Origin of the sequence: Micromonospora orduensis, assembly GCF_006228125.1 — a bacterium.
Classification (GTDB): Bacteria; Actinomycetota; Actinomycetes; order Mycobacteriales; family Micromonosporaceae; genus Micromonospora; species Micromonospora orduensis.
This window is the reverse complement of record NZ_VDFY01000087.1, coordinates 18,866-36,040: the sequence shown is the minus strand read 5'-3', so window position 1 is coordinate 36,040 and position 17,175 is coordinate 18,866. Positions and strand designations below refer to the sequence as shown.

Annotated in this window: 14 protein-coding genes and 1 riboswitch; of the genes, 7 read left to right on the top strand and 7 right to left on the bottom strand. The window is 72.6% G+C overall.

Features of this window, described 5'->3' with window-relative positions:
* Positions 1 to 309: 309 nt before the first annotated feature.
* Positions 310 to 813, top strand: coding sequence for a SigE family RNA polymerase sigma factor (locus tag FHG89_RS04225; protein WP_139582939.1), 504 nt, complete (start codon positions 310 to 312; stop codon positions 811 to 813).
* Positions 810 to 1,532, top strand: coding sequence for a hypothetical protein (locus FHG89_RS04220; protein ID WP_139582937.1), 723 nt, complete (start codon positions 810 to 812; stop codon positions 1,530 to 1,532). The genes FHG89_RS04225 and FHG89_RS04220 overlap by 4 nt, the downstream gene beginning before the upstream one ends.
* 13 nt (positions 1,533 to 1,545) lie before the next feature.
* Here FHG89_RS04220 and FHG89_RS04215 read toward each other — a convergent pair whose 3' ends face one another.
* Entirely contained in the window at positions 1,546 to 4,401 is a 2,856-nt protein-coding gene (locus tag FHG89_RS04215) for an ATP-binding protein (protein ID WP_139582936.1), read from the bottom strand.
* A gap of 204 nt (positions 4,402 to 4,605) precedes the next feature.
* Between FHG89_RS04215 and FHG89_RS04210 the strand changes: the two genes are divergently transcribed.
* Positions 4,606 to 6,363: a M28 family peptidase gene (locus FHG89_RS04210; protein WP_139582935.1), complete on the top strand. Its 1,758-nt coding sequence runs from the start codon at positions 4,606 to 4,608 to the stop codon at positions 6,361 to 6,363.
* Between the two features lie 66 nt (positions 6,364 to 6,429).
* Here FHG89_RS04210 and FHG89_RS04205 read toward each other — a convergent pair whose 3' ends face one another.
* Positions 6,430 to 7,128 carry an SDR family oxidoreductase gene (locus FHG89_RS04205; RefSeq protein WP_139582933.1) on the bottom strand — a complete coding sequence of 233 codons (699 nt, stop codon included), beginning with the start codon at positions 7,126 to 7,128 and terminating at the stop codon, positions 6,430 to 6,432.
* 160 nt (positions 7,129 to 7,288) lie between these two features.
* Between FHG89_RS04205 and htpG the strand changes: the two genes are divergently transcribed.
* The gene (htpG, locus tag FHG89_RS04200) at positions 7,289 to 9,205 is read left to right on the top strand and encodes a molecular chaperone HtpG (protein ID WP_139582932.1); all 1,917 of its coding nucleotides are present in this window, start codon (positions 7,289 to 7,291) and stop codon (positions 9,203 to 9,205) included.
* 52 nt (positions 9,206 to 9,257) lie between these two features.
* On the opposite strand, the gene FHG89_RS34090 is transcribed toward htpG, so the two are convergent.
* Positions 9,258 to 12,068 carry an AfsR/SARP family transcriptional regulator gene (locus FHG89_RS34090; protein WP_139582931.1) on the bottom strand — a complete coding sequence of 937 codons (2,811 nt, stop codon included), beginning with the start codon at positions 12,066 to 12,068 and terminating at the stop codon, positions 9,258 to 9,260.
* A 180-nt stretch (positions 12,069 to 12,248) separates the two neighbouring features.
* Here FHG89_RS34090 and FHG89_RS04190 point away from each other — a divergent pair, with 180 nt between their 5' ends.
* The gene (locus FHG89_RS04190) at positions 12,249 to 12,653 is read left to right on the top strand and encodes a peptidase inhibitor family I36 protein (protein ID WP_167517338.1); all 405 of its coding nucleotides are present in this window, start codon (positions 12,249 to 12,251) and stop codon (positions 12,651 to 12,653) included.
* A gap of 60 nt (positions 12,654 to 12,713) precedes the next feature.
* Here FHG89_RS04190 and FHG89_RS04185 read toward each other — a convergent pair whose 3' ends face one another.
* Entirely contained in the window at positions 12,714 to 13,202 is a 489-nt protein-coding gene (locus FHG89_RS04185; protein WP_139582928.1) for a peptidoglycan-binding domain-containing protein, read from the bottom strand.
* Positions 13,203 to 13,305: 103 nt separating this feature from the next.
* Between FHG89_RS04185 and FHG89_RS04180 the strand changes: the two genes are divergently transcribed.
* Together FHG89_RS04180 and FHG89_RS04175 are read left to right on the top strand one after the other, a co-directional pair.
* On the top strand, positions 13,306 to 13,959 hold the full coding sequence (locus FHG89_RS04180) for a ThuA domain-containing protein (protein WP_167517337.1): 654 nt from the start codon (positions 13,306 to 13,308) through the stop codon (positions 13,957 to 13,959).
* 154 nt (positions 13,960 to 14,113) lie between these two features.
* A riboswitch (cyclic di-AMP (ydaO/yuaA leader) is annotated at positions 14,114 to 14,285 on the top strand.
* Positions 14,284 to 14,922, top strand: a complete 639-nt coding sequence (locus tag FHG89_RS04175; protein WP_139582925.1) for a LysM peptidoglycan-binding domain-containing protein — start codon at positions 14,284 to 14,286, stop codon at positions 14,920 to 14,922. Its footprint overlaps the riboswitch before it by 2 nt.
* A 67-nt stretch (positions 14,923 to 14,989) precedes the next feature.
* On the opposite strand, the gene FHG89_RS04170 is transcribed toward FHG89_RS04175, so the two are convergent.
* The 3 genes from FHG89_RS04170 to FHG89_RS04160 all read right to left on the bottom strand — a co-directional run bounded on the left by FHG89_RS04170 (position 14,990) and on the right by FHG89_RS04160 (position 17,153).
* Positions 14,990 to 15,346, bottom strand: a complete 357-nt coding sequence (locus tag FHG89_RS04170; RefSeq protein ID WP_139582924.1) for a hypothetical protein — start codon at positions 15,344 to 15,346, stop codon at positions 14,990 to 14,992.
* A 116-nt stretch (positions 15,347 to 15,462) separates the two neighbouring features.
* Positions 15,463 to 16,650, bottom strand: a complete 1,188-nt coding sequence (gene dinB, locus FHG89_RS04165; RefSeq protein ID WP_139582923.1) for a DNA polymerase IV — start codon at positions 16,648 to 16,650, stop codon at positions 15,463 to 15,465.
* Positions 16,651 to 16,715: 65 nt separating this feature from the next.
* The gene (locus tag FHG89_RS04160) at positions 16,716 to 17,153 is read right to left on the bottom strand and encodes a VOC family protein (protein ID WP_139582921.1); all 438 of its coding nucleotides are present in this window, start codon (positions 17,151 to 17,153) and stop codon (positions 16,716 to 16,718) included.
* Between the last annotated feature and the right edge of the window lie 22 nt (positions 17,154 to 17,175).

Below are 17,175 nucleotides of genomic sequence, written 5' to 3'. Positions count from 1 at the left end.
GTGCCTGTCCCGCCGCGGGCCGCCCGCCGAGCGCCGGGCCGGTCGTGGCAGGCCCGGCCAGGGCCGGGTCGTTCCCACCGGCGACAGGCAGGTCGCACCCGGTGAGCATAGCCACCACCAGCAGTAACGCCGCGGAGGCGGCGTAGCCACGGCGGGTAGCCTTCGTCGACATGTCTCTCCCCTCGCGCGTCCCACGGTGGCGGCGCGGGGGAGAAGACGGGTGATCGCGCCGAAAGTTGAGGTGCCCCGGACTCAACTTTTCGGCCGCCTCGCCCGTCGGTACCGGTGTGGCACGGGGGAGGGCGCGCGGTGGCGCGGGGTGACGGGGAGTTCGTCGAGTTCGCGCAGGCGGCGACCGCGCGGCTGGTGCACGCCGCGTTCCTGATGACCGGAGACCATCACCGGGCCGAGGACGCCGCGCAGACCGCCCTGGTCCGCACGTACGCGTCCTGGTCCCGGATCCGTGACGACGACGCCTACGGCTACGCCCGCCGCGTCCTGGTCAACCACCTCGTGGACGGGTGGCGGCGTCCACTGCGGGAGTATCCGACCGAGGAGGTCCCGGAGCAGCGGCGCGACGACGTGGCCGACGAGGTGGTCACGCGGCGCTGGCTGACCGCCATCCTCGGCGCGCTGAGCCCTCGCGAGCGGGCCATCGTCGTGCTCCGCTACTACTTCGACCTTCCGGAGGCACAGGTGGCCCGGGAACTCGCCATCTCCGTGGGCACGGTCAAGAGCACCAGCTCACGAGCCCTGGAGAAGCTGCGGGCCGCCGGTCCGTCCGCGGCCGACAACCAGGAGGCGCGGCGATGAACGAGCTGGACCGGCTCCGGGACGCCATGCGGGCGACCGAGCGCTCGGCCCCCACCCTCGACCTGGTCGCCGTCATCCGCGAGGGACGACGGTTGCGGACCCGCCGACGGATCGCCGGAGTCGGCGTGGCGACGCTGGCGACCGCACTGGCCGCCATCGTCGTCATGGTGGCGGTCGGCGCGCGGCCGGGGGAACCGCCGCCGGTCGACCGTCCGCCGCCGGTCGCCGTCTCGCCGACGCCGAAGTCGGAGGAACCCACGCCGCCGCCGTCGACACCACCGCCGAAGCCGTTGGGCCGGATCGTCGACAGCGGGGTCCGGCACGGCGCCGACCAGCGGGTGTACTACGTCGTCCAGGTGTCGGTGCCCGGCCAGCCCCGGGTGTCCATCGGGCTGGCCGCGGGTCGCCGCGCCCCGGACGGCACCCTGACCACGGACATCCTGGTCAACGACGTCGAGGGGGCCGACCGCAGCCCGGGGTTCCACCAGATCGGCTACGACGAGCGGTCGGCCGCGGCGCCGGTGCCCGCCTTCGGCTACTTCGTCGGCCCCGCCCAGCGGATCGTCGGCACCGTCGACGGCCGGCAGGTCGACGCCCGGCTGGCCCGATGGAGTCTCGACAAGCAGGTGGTGATCTTCTGGTTCGAGCCGGCCGAGCTGACCCCGGGCCAGCGGCTGGACGGCATCATCGCCCGCGACGGCAGCGGCCGCCGGCTCTGACGCACCGGTCGCCTCAGACCGGGTCGGCCAGCCGACGCTCGATCGTCACAGTCGTCCCCTCGGCGGTGGAGACCAGCCGCACGTCGCCGTACGCGTTCATCAGCAGCGCACCGCGTCCCCTGTCCATCGCCGGCCGACGGTCGCGCCAGGTGCCGAAGTCACGGACCGAGATCCGGATCAGGCCGCCGCCGACCTGGAGCCGGACCCGCACCTCCGGGCGGCTGGGCCGCTGCGCGTGCTCGACGGCGTTGTTCATGGCCTCCGACGCGGCGAGCAGCAGATCCTCCAGCACGTCCGGGTCGACGTCCAGATCGGCCAGTGCCAGCCGTACGTCGCGGCGCAGCGCGGCGGCCGAGGTGGGCGCCGAGGGGTACGTCCAGGCCACGTCCAGATCGTCGCCGGCCGGGTCGGTCGGATCCGTCGGCGCTCCGGCGACCGGCTCGGTGGCGGTGCGGGACGGGTCGGAGCTGCCGGGCACGGCCGGCGGGGCTTCGGCGGTCGGCGCCGGCAGGCCGGTGCTGACCTCGGCGGGCCGGGTGGTGGCGGGTGCGGTGGTGACGCCGCCGGTCGGGGACGGGTCGGTGGAGGTGCCCGCCCGGACCCGGCGGATGGCGGCCCCCACCCGGGCGATCAGCTCGGCGGCGGCGAACGGCTTCACCAGGTAGTCGTCGGCGCCCAGGCTCAGGCCCGCCACGCTTGCCTCCTCGCCGGCGCGGGCGGAGAGCACCAGCACCGGCAGGGTCCGGGTCGCCGGGTCGGCACGCAGCTGGCGCACCAGGTCGAAGCCGTCGAGCACCGGCATCATCACGTCGGTGAGCACCACGTCCGGCGGATCGTGGCGGATCGCGTCCAAGGCCTGCCGGCCGTCGTTGACCGCCCGTACCCGCCAGCCCTGGGCGCTGAGCAGCCGACTCAGGTACGCCCGCATGTCGCTGTTGTCGTCCGCCAGCAGAATGTCCGCACCGGACAGTTCGTCGGCGGCCGGACCGGACGCGGTGGCGGTCTCCCGCACCTCGTCGTCCGGGTCGGTCAGCCAGCCCATCGCCTCGGCGACGGCCGCGCGGGCCGCGTCACCCCGGCCGTTCGGCGTCGGGCCGGTCACCGTCGCGCGGCCTGCCGTCGACCGGGGCAGCGCCACCGTGAAGGTGGTGCCGACGCCGACCTGGCTGGTCACCCGCACCTGCCCGCCTTCCAGCCGGGCCAGCTCGTGGACCAGGGCCAGGCCGATCCCGGTGCCCTCGTGACTGCGTGAGCGGGTGCCCTGCACACGGTGGAACCGTTCGAAGAGCTTCGGCAGGTCCTGTTCGGCGATGCCGATGCCGGTGTCCGCGACGGTGAGCCGGACCTCCTCCTCGTCGGCGTCCAGCGCGACCCGGATCCACCCGATGAAGGTGTACTTCAGCGCGTTGGAGAGCAGGTTGGTGACGATCCGTTCCCAGTTGACCGGGTCCACCGTGACGGGGCCGGGCAGCGGCGGGCAGTCGACCTCCAGCACCAGCCCGGCCCGCTCGACGGCCGCCCGGAAGACGCCGGCCAGCTCCGCGGTGAGCGCCGCGAGATCGATCATGCGGGCGTCGCTGGTGGCCCGCCCGGCCTCCAGGCTGGAGAAGGTCAACAGGCTGTTGACCAGGGTCAACAGTCGGGTGGCGTTACGCCACGCGGTCTCCACCCGTTCCCGCTGCACCGGCGCGAGCGGCGCCGCGGCGTCGGTGAGCGCGTCACCGAGCGGGCCGAGCATGAGGGTCAGCGGGGTACGGAACTCGTGGCTGACGTTGGTGAAGAAGGCGGTCTTCACCTGGTCCAGCTCGGCCAGCGCCTCGGCCCGGCGGCGCTCCTGCTCGTACTCCCGCGCGTTTCGCAGCGCCACGGACACCTGCTGGGCCAGCAGCTGGTAGAAGGACCGGTACGCCTCGTCCAGCCCGCGGCTGGGGCTGACCCCGGCGAGCAGGACGCCGAGCGGCTGCTCCTGGTCGGCCGAGGGCAGCGGCAGCGCCAGCGCGGCGCGCACCGGGTCGTCCCACGCGCCGCCGGACAGCTTCAGTCGCTCGGCGATTCCGGTCACCTCGGTCGGGCGGCCCTCGGCGGCGTCCGGCAGCCCCCACGCGTCCCCGGCCCGGCCCGGGTCGTCCGGGTGCACGGCGTCCAGGGGCACGGCGTCCAGGGGCACGGCGTCCGGGAGCCCGTGCGGCACCATGGCGTCGTCCGGTTCGCCGCCGACGCAGGCGGCGCGCCGCAGGACCGCGCCGTCGCGCAGGTAGATCGCGGCGAACGGCACGTCCAGCGGGTGCCCGCCGATCGCGGAGATCAGGCGGCCGCAGGTGGCGTCCACGTCGACGGTGCGCCCGTCGCCGCGTACGGACAGGTCGCGCAGCAGGCGCAGCCGCCGTTCGCCGACCACCTGCTCGGTGACCTCGCTGCACACGGTCAGCACGCCGACGGTCCGGCCGTCGTCGTCGCGGGCAGGAGCGTGCGAGACGCTGAAGTACGCCTCCTCGCGGTAGCCGGCGCGTTCCAGCAGCAACCGCAGGGCGGGCACCCAGCTGGCGACCCCGGTGGCCATGGCCTGCTCGATCAGCGGGGCGAGGACGTCCCAGCCCTCGGCCAGCGTCACGCGTACGTCGCCGCCGAGCGCGGCGGGGTGCTTGTCGCCGATCAACGCGGAGTACGCGTCGTTGTAGAGCTGGGAGAAGCGGTCGCCCCAGAGCAGCAGCATCGGGTAGCGGGAGGAGAGCACCACCCGGACCCCGGCGCGCAGGCTCTGCGACCAGCCACTGACCGGACCGAGCGGGGTGCCGGCCCAGTCGAGGTCGGCCATGAGTCGGCCCGTCTCGCCGCCGTCGCTGAAGAGATCCGTGCTGGGTCGTGTCACGTTCGACCCGGCCCCATCGCAAGCCCCCGTTCCGGGCCCGTCGACCCCTGCTGGTGTTACCTACCCATCCTGGCATCTCTACTCACCTGTGCTGACGCCGGCACCTACCGTCGAAGCGGTGGTGGTTCCGGACGAACGACCGATGCCCGCTACATCGATATCTGTCAGTGTCGCGGTTATCTCTCCAACCCCCGAGGAGCCCCCATGAGAGGCAGAACGCTGAGCGCGGGAACCGCGCTCGCCGTGTTCGCCGGCATGACGGTGACGCTGGCCGCCCAGCCGGTGACCGCGTCGCCCACCACCACGACGACGGTGGCCCGGCCGATCGCCGCGTCCGCCGCCGCCCTGGCCGCGCCGGACATCTCCGTCACCAACGTCCAGGCGCACCTGACCCAGTTCAACTCCATCGCCAGCAGCAACGGCGGCAACCGGCGCGCCGGCTCGGCCGGCTACACCGCCTCGGTCAGCTACGTGAAGAGCAAGCTCCAGGCGGCCGGCTACACCGTCAGCGAGCAGAACTGCTCCAGCTGCACGTACCCCTCCAACAACCTCATCGCCGAGTGGCCCGGTGGCCCGGCCGACCAGGTGGTCATGTTCGGCGCCCACCTGGACAGCGTCTCCGCCGGTCCGGGGATCAACGACAACGGCTCCGGCTCGGCCACGCTGCTGGAGAACGCGCTGGTCCTCGCCGCGCAGAACCCGACAATGACGAAGAAGGTCCGGTTCGCCTGGTGGACCGACGAGGAGCAGGGGCTCAACGGCTCCCGGTTCTACGTCAACTCGCTCAACGCGACCCAACGCGGCTACATCAAGGGCTACTACAACTTCGACATGGTCGGGTCGACCAACGGCGGCTACTTCATCAACCGGGTCACCTCGACCACGGCCGCGCCGCTGAAGGCGTACTGGGACTCCTTGGGCCTGCAACCGGAGGAGAACGTCGAGGGGCAGGGCCGCTCCGACGACTACTACTTCCAGCAGGCCGGCATCCCCACCTCCGGCTACGCCGCGGGCGCCAGCGCCCGCAAGACCAGCGCCCAGGCGGCCAAGTGGGGCGGCACCGCCAACTCGGCGTACGACCCCTGCTACCACCGGTCCTGTGACACCACCGCCAACGTCAGCGCCACCGTGCTGAACCGGTCGGCGGACGGCGTCGCGTACGCGCTGTGGCAGCTCGCCGTGGGCGGCGGCACCCCGACCAACGACTTCTCCGTCGCGGTCAGCCCCACCACGCGCACCGTGGCCCAGGGCGCCAGCACGACCGCGACGGTCTCCACCGCCACCACCGCCGGCTCGGCGCAGTCGGTGAGCCTCTCCGCCTCCGGGGCGCCCAGCGGGGTGAGCGTGTCGTTCAGCCCGTCCTCGGTCACGTCCGGCGGCTCGGCCACGATGACCCTGACCGCCTCGGCCAGCGCGGTGACCGGCACCTTCACCGTGACGGTCACCGGCACCGGCTCGGTCACCCGCACCGCCAGCCTCACGCTGACCGTGACCGGCACCGGCGGCTGCGCCGGCGGCCAGGTGATCGGCAACGGCGGGTTCGAGAACGGCAGCACGCCGTGGACCGCGTCCTCCGGGGTGATCACCAACTCCAGCAGTCAGCCGGCCCGGACCGGGTCGTACAAGGCGTGGCTCGACGGGTACGGCAGCACCCACACCGACACCCTGTCCCAGTCGGTGACCGTGCCGGCCGGGTGCGCCAGCTACACGCTGTCGTTCTGGCTGCACATCGACACCGCCGAGACGACCAGCTCCACGGCGTACGACAAGCTCACCGTTCGGATGGGCTCGACCACGCTGGCGACGTACTCGAACCTCAACGCCGCCGCCGGCTACGTCCAGCGCAGCTTCAGCGTGGCCGGGTTCGCCGGGCAGACGGTGACGCTGACGTTCACCGGCACCGAGGACGCCTCACTGCAGACCAGCTTCGTGATCGACGACGTGACGTTGCAGGCGAGCTGACCGCGTACCCGACGTGGGGGCGGGCCGCCGCCGGGAGCTCCCGGCGGCGGCCCGCCGCGTCGGAGGTCAGGGGAGCTGCGGGTAGAGCGCGGCGACGCCGCCGGCCAGCCCGGCCTGCACCTGCCGGCTCAGGTCGTCGGCGACGATCTCGTACGCGTCGGCCTCCACGCCGTCCACGGCGATCCGGGCGATGGCGGCCGGGTCGGACTTCGGGTCGGTGACGGCGGCGGCCATGTCGGTGTCCATGTATCCGACGTGCAGGCCGGCGACCCGGACGCCGCGCTCGGCGAGCTGGATGCGCAGGGCGTTGGTCATCGCCCACTCGGCCGACTTCGCGGCGCCGTAGGTCCCGTGCTTCGGAAGGTTGACCCAGGACAGCACGGAGAGCACGTTGAGGATCGTCCCGCCGCCGTTGCCGGCGATGACCGGCGCGAACGCCCGGATCATCGACAGGTTGCCCACGTAGTGGGTCTCCAGCTCCGGCCGGACGAGGTCCAGATCGCCGTCGAGGAGGTCGGTTCGGGTGTCGATGCCGGCGTTGTTGATCAGCAGGTTCACGTCCCCGGCCAGTTCGGCGGCGGCGGCCACCGAGGCGGGGTCGGTGATGTCGAGGCGCACCGGCGTCACGCCGGGCAGGTCGAGGGTGTCGGGGTTGCGGGCGGCGGCGTAGACGGTGGCGCCCCGGGAGGCGAGTTCGGCGGCGAGGTGGCGGCCGAAGCCACGGTTGGCGCCGGTGACGAGGGCGGTGCTTCCAGCGATCTTCATGGCCGTCACGCTAACCAACCTGACTTCTGTTGAGCAAAGTCAGATAGGTCACGGCGCGGCCCCTCCCGATCGGGAATACGACCCGGACGCCCCCACCACCCGCCCGGTGACGACTCGTATCCTTTGCGCGAACCTCCGCACGTGACAGAAGGGAGACGGTGTGAGCAACCAGGCCGAGACGTTGGAGTTCCAGGCCGAGGCGCGTCAGCTCCTCCAACTGGTCGTCCACTCGATCTACTCGAACAAGGACGTCTTCCTGCGGGAACTCATCTCGAACGCGTCCGACGCGCTGGACAAGCTGCGGCTGGCCACCATGGTCGACAAGGACCTCGTCGCCGACACCGACGACCTGCACGTCGCCATCGAGGTCGACCGGGACGCCCGCACCCTCACCGTCCGGGACAACGGCATCGGGATGACCCGCGACGAGGTGGTCGGCCTCATCGGCACCATCGCCAAGTCGGGCACCGCCGAGCTGCTTCGTCAGCTCCGCGAGTCCGCCGACGCGCGCGCCTCGCAGGACCTGATCGGCCAGTTCGGCGTCGGCTTCTACGCCGCGTTCATGGTCGCCGACCGGGTCACCCTGCTCACCCGCAAGGCCGGCGAGACAGGCGGCACCCGCTGGGAGTCCGCCGGCGAGGGCACGTACTCGGTCGAGGGAGTCGACGAGGCGCCGCAGGGCACGTCGGTGACCCTGCACCTCAAGCCCGCCGACACCGAGGACAACCTGCACGACTACACCGCCGAGTGGACCATCCGCGAGATCGTCAAGCGCTACTCCGACTTCATCGCCTGGCCCATCCGGATGACCGTCGAACGCCCCGGCGCCGACGGCGCGGAGGCCACAAGCGAGGTGCAGACCCTCAACTCGATGAAGGCGCTCTGGGCGCGGCCCCGCGACGAGGTCGACGCCGCCGAGTACAACGAGTTCTACAAGCACGTCAGCCACGACTGGGCCGACCCGCTCGAGGTCGTGCACATGAGGGGCGAGGGCACCTTCGAGTACGAGGCGCTGCTGTTCCTGCCCAGCCACGCCCCGCTGGACATGTTCGCCCCGCAGGGCCGCCGTGGCGTCCAGCTCTACGTCAAGCGCGTGTTCATCATGGACGACTGCGAGGCGCTGGTCCCCACCTACCTGCGCTTCGTCAAGGGCGTCGTCGACGCGCACGACCTGTCGCTGAACATCTCCCGCGAGATCCTCCAACAGGACCGGCAGATCCAGATCGTCCGCCGCCGCCTGGTCAAGAAGGTCCTCACCACCGTCAAGGACCTCAAGGCCAACCACCCCGAGCGGTACCGCACCTTCTGGACCGAGTTCGGGACGGTGGTCAAGGAGGGGCTGATCGACGACACCGACAACCGGGACACCCTGCTGGAGATCCTGTCGGTGGCGTCCACCAACGACCCGGCCGAGCTCACCGACCTCGCCGGCTACGTCTCGCGGATGAAGGACGGCCAGAGCGACATCTGGTACGCCACCGGCGACTCCCGGGCCACCATCGAGAACTCCCCGCACCTGGAGGCGTTCCGGGCCAAGGGCCACGAGGTGCTGCTCCTGACCGACCCGGTCGACGAGGTGTGGGTCGAGCGGGTCGGTGAGTACGACGGCCGGCGGTTGCGCTCGATCGCCAAGGGCGAGGTCGACCTGGACACCGACGAGGAGAAGCAGCAGGCCGAGACCGAGCGTGAGCAGCAGCGGCAGGAGTTCGCCGCGCTTGTCGAGTGGCTGGGCGCCACCCTCGCCGACAGTGTCCGGGAGGTCCGCCTGTCGTCGCGGCTGACCACCTCACCGGCCTGCGTCGTCGGGGACGCGCACGACCTCACCCCGACGCTGGAGAAGATGTACCGGGCGATGGGGCACGAGGTTCCGTCGACCAAGCGGATCCTGGAGATCAACCCCGGTCATCCGCTGGTCGCCGGGCTGCGCAAGGCCCACGAGCAGGGCGACTCCTCCGAGACCCTGACCGAGACGGCCGAGCTGCTGTACGGCCTGGCGGTGCTCGCCGAGGGCGGCGAACTCGCCGACCCGGCCCGCTTCACCCGGACGCTCGCCGACCGGCTGGCCCGCACCCTGTAGTCGATCCACCCTCCGGCCGGCGGGCCGCCCCGGCAGGGGCCCCGCCGGCCGGTCAGGTCCCCTCGGCGGTCGCGAGCCGTTGCCGGATCCGTTCCGCGTCCGGATGCCCGAGGTCGTCGAGAATCTCCAACGCCGTGCGCCAGCTCCCGGTCGCCCCGGCCGGGTCGCCGGCGTCGAGCTGCGCCTCGGCCAGGTGCCCCAGCGTGTCCGCCTCGTAGTACCGGTCGCGGAAATCCCGGTACAGGTCGACCGCGTGCCGGTACGCGCCGACGGCCTCCGCCGGTCGTCCCGCGCGGTGCTGCGCGTATCCGAGGGTGTCCCAGGTGGCTGCCTGACCGTGCCTGTCGTCGAACTCGCGCAGCAGCTCCAGCCCCTGCTCGCACGCCTGCACCGCGGCGTCGTGCGCGCCGAGCTGTGCGCGGTACCAACCGATCGCGTTCAACGCCATCGCCTGCCCGTACCGGTGCCCGGCTGCCCGGTAGAACGAGAGCGCCGCTTCGGCGTGCTCGACGACCTCGGCGCGGCGACCCTGCCGATCGGCCATCTCGGCCAGGTCCAGGCAGGTGTGCCCCTGGTTGGCCCGGTCGTCCAGGGCGCCGAACAACTCCAGCGCCCGCCGGAGCTGACCGGGCGCCTCGTCGAGACGGCCCAGTCGGGCCTGGGCCCGCGCCAGACTGCGGTGCGCGTGTGCCTGCCCGTCCGGGTCACCGCTGCGGCGCGCGGCCGCCAGCGCCGTCCGCTGCACCGCGAGCTGGTCGTGCCAGCCGCCCTGCCGGTCCAGGAAGCTGGTCAGACTCCAGGCCAGCTGCCAGGCGTACCTGTCGAATCCGCTGGCGGCGCAGCGTTCGACGAGCGCGATCAGCACGTCGCGCTCCCGGGTGAACCAGGCCACCGCCTCGTCGTGGTCGCTGAACTTCTCCGGGCGGACACCGCTGGCGGCCGGGGCCAGGCTGATCGGATCCCAGTGCGGGTGCAGCAGCACCGCCGCGCCGTGCGCGCTGTGCAGGTAGTGGCCGAAGAGCCGGCCGCGTGCCTCGGACCGGTCACCGGCCGGATCGTGCTCGGCGGACAGCTCCGCCGCGAAGGCCCGCAACAGGTCGTGCATCGCGAACCGGTCCGGGCCGCGCTCCAACACCAGGTGCGCGTCGGCCAGCTCGGCGAACGCCACCTGGACGTCGCGCCGTCCGGCGCCGGCGAGGCTCACCCCGGCCGCGGTACTCACCGTCACGTCCGTGCAGCCCCCGACCAGCCGGAACAGCCGCGCGGTCGGCACCGGCAGCAGCCGGTACGACCAGGACAGCGCCGCCCGCACACTGCTGTCGTGGTCTCCGGTGTCGAGTCCGTCCAACCCGCCGTCGGTCCGAAGCTGCGTGCCCAACTCGGTAAGCGACAGGTGGGGCCGGACCACCGCCCGGGCCGCCACCACGACCAGGGCCAGCGGCAGCCGGTCACAGAGTCGGACCAGCTCGTCGACGGCGTTGCGCTCCGCCCCGGCCCGCGCCCCGATCCGCGCGTGCAGCAGGGCCTGCGCGTCCTCGGCGGTGAGCAGGTCCAACACCACCGGCTCGGCCCCCTCGGTGGCCACCAGACCGGTGAGCCGGTCCCGGCTCGTCACCAGCACCAGGCAGCGGGCGGAGCCGGGCAGCAGCGGCCGGACCTGGGCCGCGTCCCGGGCGTTGTCCAGCAGCACCAGCATCCGTCGACCGGCGAGCAGGCTGCGGTACAAGGCGCTCTGCGCCTGCTCGTCCGGCGGCACCTCCCGGGGTGGCACTCCCAGCGCGGCCAGGAAACCCCGGATCACCTGCTCGGCGCTGCGAACGACGCCGCTCGGGCTGTAGCCCGTCAGGTTGGCGTGGAGCTGGCCGTCCGGGAAGTGCCCGGCCACCCGGTGCGCCCAGTGCACGGCGAGCGCCGTCTTGCCGACCCCGGCCGGTCCAGAGAGCACCGCCACCGGCACCGCCCCGGGATGCGCCTCGGCGGACGACCGCAGCGCGTCCAGGCGGGCCAGTTCCGGCCCCCGTCCGGCGAAGCCCCGCACATCCGAGGGCAGCTGCGCCGGGACCGGCCGGGCCGGCTCCGGTCTGCCCACGTGGCCCGCCGCGACGGGCGACACGTCGGCCGCCGGCACGGTGATCTCACCGCGCAGGATGGCCTGGTGCAGCTGGCGGAGCTCCACACCCGGGTCCGCGCCGAGTGTGTCGGCGAGCCGGTCCCGTAGCTGGGCGTAGGACGCCAGCGCCTGCGCGCTCCGACCGGCCGTGGCCAGCGCGTGCAGCAGGACGGCGGCGACCGGTTCGTCCAGGGGATGGTCGGCGGCGAGCCGGGTCAGCGGGTCGATCACCACCTCCGGCTCGCCCCGGCGCACCAGCGCGCGGGCCCACCGCACGGTGGTGTCGGTGTGCCGGCGGTGCCAGTCCTGCCGGACGCGGGCCGCCCAGTCTCCGGGCAGCCCGGCCAGCGGCTCCCCCCGCCACAGCTCCAGCGCCCGGCGCAGCAGGTCCACCCGCTCGGGATCCGTGTCGGCCAGCCCGTCGGCCCGTCGCCGCAGGACGTCGAAGTGCCGACCGTCGACCGTCTCCGGTGGCAGGTCCAACAGGTATCCGCCGGAGCGTCGGATCAGGGCGTCCGGTGCGCCGGCGTCGGCGAGGACGCGGCGCAGCCGGGCGAGGTAGACGTGCAGGTTGTGCCGGACCCGGGGCGGTGACGCGTCGCCCCAGACCCGGTCCACCAGGGACTCCACGTGGACCGGTCGGCCCACGTCGACCGCCAGCGCGGCGAGGACGGCGCGTTGCCGGGCCGCTCCGGCGTCGACCAGGCGGCCGTCCGTCCACACCTCGACCGGACCGAGGACCCGAATCTCCATGAACCGCCGCCCCCGTGACGATGGTGGGGCAACCGGCCCCGGGAGGGTCGGATTGAGGTTCCGGCAGGAATCCGTCGACCTTCCGCGCAGATCATCGTCCGTACAACGGCATCCCTCAATGCGATGTCGGCTATTCGACTCACGGCCGGCCCGGTCGTGACGAGACCGGAGGTCACCATCGTGCGAAGCACTCTGCGAAGGCTCACGTCCGCACTGGTCGGCGCGGTCGCCCTGACCGCGGCGTTCGGCGTCGCCCCGAGCCCTGCCCAGGCGGCCAGCTATCCCTGCAACCCGGGTCTGCTCTGCCTCTACGCCGGGACCAACTTCACAGGTGACGTGTTGTACCTCGACGGGCCGTACAACGGGTGCAACGACGTCGGGCTGCCCTCGTACTTCCGCAACCAGACCCAGTCGATCATCAACAACCGGCCGTCCGGGACCGTCTCCACCTTCTGGGACAACGCCAATGCCACGGGTCTGCTCGGCTACCAGCACGCCTACGGCTACCGGGCGAACCTGGCGTACGACACTGCCGCGATCGGGGGCAACTGGAACAAGCGGATCGAGGCGGTCCGGGTCTGCTGATCCGACGACGGCGCCGGTCGGAATCCAACGGGGGATTCCGACCGGCGCCGTCCTGGTCGGTCAGCCCGGGTAGTAGCAGACGTTCGGGATGACCGGGCCCCCGTTCACACCGAAGATCGCGAAGCCCATGTAGGCCCGGGTCTGCGGACCGTACTCGCCGTCCTCGGCGATGTTCGCGTACACGATGTCCTCGTTGATTTTGTGCTGGGCGTACCGGACGGCGTCGCGGGTCTTGGTGCCGTAGTTGCCGTCCAGGCTGAGCGACCGGGAGTAGCAGTTGTTCAGCGCCTCCTGGAGCACCTTCACCGCCGAGTTGGAATGGCCGTAGGTGAGGTAGCAGTGCTTGTTCCCGGTCTGCCAGCCGATGGTGGGCACGTGCATGTCGGCGCCACCCGGGTAGCCGCCGACCCGGTAGAAGGTCAGGCTGGTGCACGGGCTGGACGCCTGCGCTGCGGTCGGTGCGAGCAGGGCCAGGCCGGCGCTGGCCAGGACGGTCGCGAGGATGGCGGCGGCGCTGCGGCGGCCGATGTTTCTCCGGTGGATCGGCATGCTCTCCTCCTGGGGTGGGCTACCGGGTCGACCCGGTGTGCTCCGGAGCATCGCGGCCGTCGATCTATGATTTCCTGCCCGAACGTCAATTCCGGGAGAGCTCGTGCCTGTCGACACCGTGATCTTCAGCGGGGAGGGGCCGCACGCCGACCCCTGGCACCCGTTGCCGGAGACCAGCGCTATCCTCGCGGACATCATCAGCGCCGCCGCCGTCGTGACGTCCGTCGACCGGCTCGCGACGGCGCTCGACGGTGCCCGCCTGCTGGTGGTGAACGCGAGCGCCGACCGGTCGTCCCCGGTCCCCGACGACGCGCTCTTCGGGCTCGTTCTCGACGGCTTCCTGGCCGGCGGCGGCAACCTGCTCGCCATCCACAGCGCGACCCTCGCATTTCCCCGGGTAGCGAGCTGGCGTGCCACGATCGGTGCCGCCTGGGACCACGGCCGTTCGTTCCACCCGCCGATCGGTTCCAGTCTCATCCGGCGGACCGCCGTCGCGCACCCGATCACTGAAGGGCTCGGCGACATCGAGGTCTTCGACGAGCGCTACACCGATCTTCAGCGGGTCGACGGCGTCGACATCGAGCCGCTCTACGGGCACCGGGAGGACCGCGTCTTTCACCCGCTCGTCTGGGCTCGCACGGTGGGGGACAGCCGGATCGTCTACAGCGCCCTCGGCCACGACGGCCGCTCGTACGAGTCCCCCGGCCACATCGAGCTGCTGCGCCGAATCGTCGCGTGGCTCCGCCCCGACAGCTGATCGCAAACGGTCCATCGTGGTCACTGCACAGTGGTCGCAGACCCGCAACCGGTGGGCGGAACGCCGAGCGCGACCTGGTGAAGAACTTCACAGCGAGTGGGCGATCGTCACCGAACGTGCCTAGCGTCGGTCGGGTTCGCCACTGCGGACACCACGGCCGGCAACGCCAAATCCTGCCCCCGGTCGTCGGAACCCAGTCCACCGGGCAGGAGCGGGGGACCCAGGTTTCTCGGTGCACGTCACCTCGGGGTGAAGCCGCCACCGCGCGGCCGGGCTCCTCGGCCCGAACCCGACAGCTCACCTCGCCGGCGTGGAGGAACTCACATGACGTCTGTTCACACGCCCCGTCATCGACGGGTCACCACCCGCCGCGTCGCCGTCGGGACCCTTGCCGTCGGCGCGGTCACCGGCGCTGTCGCCCTCTTCGGCCCGGCCGCCCCGGCGCAGGCCGCCGTCAACTGGGACGCGATCGCCCAGTGCGAGTCCGGCGGCAACTGGAAGATCAACACCGGTAACGGCTACTACGGCGGGTTGCAGTTCTCGCAGGGCACCTGGGCCGGTTACGGCGGCAAGAAGTACGCCGCACGCGCCGACCTGGCCAGCCGCGGCGAGCAGATCGCCATCGCCGAGAAGGTGCTCGACGGGCAGGGCATCGGTGCCTGGCCGACCTGCGGCAAGAAGGGCGGCTCGTCGGGCGGTTCCGCCACCAAGTCGACCAAGTCGACCAAGTCGACCCCGAAGCCCAGGCCGTCGCGCGGCGAGCAGCCGGCGACGCGCGACCACGAGCGCGCCGCGCCCGCGGCGAGCGGCGAGACGTACACCGTCAAGCCGGGCGACACCCTGTCGGAGATCGCCGACCACCACCTGTCGACCGGCGGCTGGCAGGCGCTGTACGAGCGCAACCGGCAGCTGATCGGCGCCGACCCGGGTCTGATCTTCCCGGGTCAGCGGCTCAGCCTCTGATCCACGACACGCGAACGCTCGGCCGGGTCACCGGCCGAGCGTTCGTGCGTGACGACGCGGATCGCGGTCAGGCCGCGGTGGCGGACGCCTTCTGCTCCCGCTGCGAGGGCAGCGGTCCGGCGTTGCGGCCCCAGCGCGGCGCGGTCTCGCCCGGCCGGCCGGTGCGGTCTCCGTCCCGGACGTCCTCGACGGTCATCTCGACCGAGGTGGATTCGCCGCGGGCCAGCCGCAGCGACTGCTCGGCGCCGGTGCGGGCCTCGCACGGCCACCCCTGGCCGGCGCACTGGAGATTGCGGCAGTGCCCCTCGTCGTCCGGCTCGTGTGCGCTCAGCACGTCGACCGCGAGCTGCCAGAGCAGTGGGTCGGTCACGTCGTGCGGACGCTCGACGCGACGGCTCGGTCGGTTGCTTGTGTCGTCGGACATCGTGGGCCCCCCTCGTCAGGCTGTTCCCCCCAAGGGTCACCCGTGCGTCGTCGGCTAAACCGCCGACCTGCTGTGATGTGTCACCGATCGCAGAAAACGCGGCCGCCAAGAGGCCGTCAGTCGGGCAATAGCGGCATCTCGACGCCGGGATCGCGGCCGAGCAGCACCGCCCGGGTGAGCGCCGCCGATCCGAACCGGTCGCGGACGGCGTCGACCGCCGCGTCGAGCTTGGTGCCCGGGTCGGGTTGGAAGGGCAGCTCCGGCTGGACCGGGTTGTCGTCGAGGTTGCCCACCGAGACGCCGATCAGGGTCACGCCCCGCCTGTCGATCTCGGGCTGGGTCGCCCGCAGCAGCGCCCGTGCCGCGGCGAGCACCGGTGTGGTGTCCGCGGTCGCCTTGCCCACCGTGTGCGAGCGGGTGGCCCGGGTGTAGTCGCCGAAGCGCAGCCGCAGCACCACGGTGCGTCCGGCCCGTCCGGCGGCCCGCATCCGCCGGGTGACCCGGTCGACCAGGCCGGCGAGGATCGCGTCCAGCTCCGTCGCCGCGTGCGGGGCGCGGCTCAGCGCGTGCTGCGCGCCCATCGACCCGCGCCGGCGGCCCACCTGCACCGGTCGGGGGTCACGGTTGTGCGCCAGGGCGTGCAGGTGCCGGCCCGCGCCCGCGCCGAGCAGCGAGACCAGCGCCGCCTCACCGAGCCGGGCCACGTCGCCGACGGTACGGATCCGGCGTTCGCGCAGCTTCGCGGCGGTGATCGGGCCGACGCCCCAGAGCCGCTCGACCGGCAGCGGATGCAGGAACGCCAGTTCGCCGTCGGGTGCGACCACCAGCAGCCCGTCCGGCTTCGCCACCCCGCTGGCCACCTTCGCCAGGAACTTCGTCCGCGCCACGCCCACGGTGATGGGCAGGCCGACCTGTTCGCGGACCTCCCGCCGCAGACGGTCGGCGATGTCGGCCGGGGGCCCGACCAGCCGGCGCAGGCCGCCGACGTCCAGGAACGCCTCGTCGATGGAGAGCCCCTCGACCAGCGGGGTGGTCCGCCGGAAGATCTCGAACACGGCGCGGCTCGCCACCGTGTACGCCGACATGCGCGGTGGCACCACGATCGCGTCGGGGCACAGCCGGCGTGCCTGCTGGCCGCCCATCGCGCTGCGGACGCCCCGTGCCTTCGCCTCGTAGCTGGCCGCGAGAACCACCCCGCCGCCGACGATCACCGGGCGTCCCCGCAGGCGTGGGTCGTCGCGCTGCTCGACCGACGCGTAGAAGGCGTCCAGGTCGGCGTGCAGGATGGTGGCCCCGGGCGACACGTACATATGTTCGCATGGCGTCGGTCGCCGCGACAGTGACCTGGGTGAACGCGGTCACGTGCCGATCAGTCGAGGCAGAACTCGTTGCCCTCGGGGTCGGTCATGACGAGGTGGCCGGCGCCCAGCGGGGGAGCGGGCTCGTGTCGAGCGAGCCGGGTGGCGCCGTGCGCGACGAGCCGTTCGGCCTCCGCTTCGAGGGCCGCCATCCGCTCGTCCCCGGCGAGGCCCGGCGCCGCCCGCACATCCAGGTGGACGCGATTCTTGACCTGCTTGCCCTCGGGTACGCGCTGGAAGAACAGCCGTGGTCGGGAGCCCTCGGGGTCGACCACCGCCGAGGCGTCGTTGCGGTTCGCCGGGGGTACGCCCATCGCGTCCAGTGCCTGCTCCCACGACTCGAAGTCGCCGGGCGGGCCCTGCACCTGGTAGCCGAGCGCCTCGGCCCAGAATGTCGCCAGCCCGGCCGGGTCGGCGCAGTCGACGGTGATCTGCACGTCGCGTGGCATGGCGGCTCCCGGTGTCCTGTTC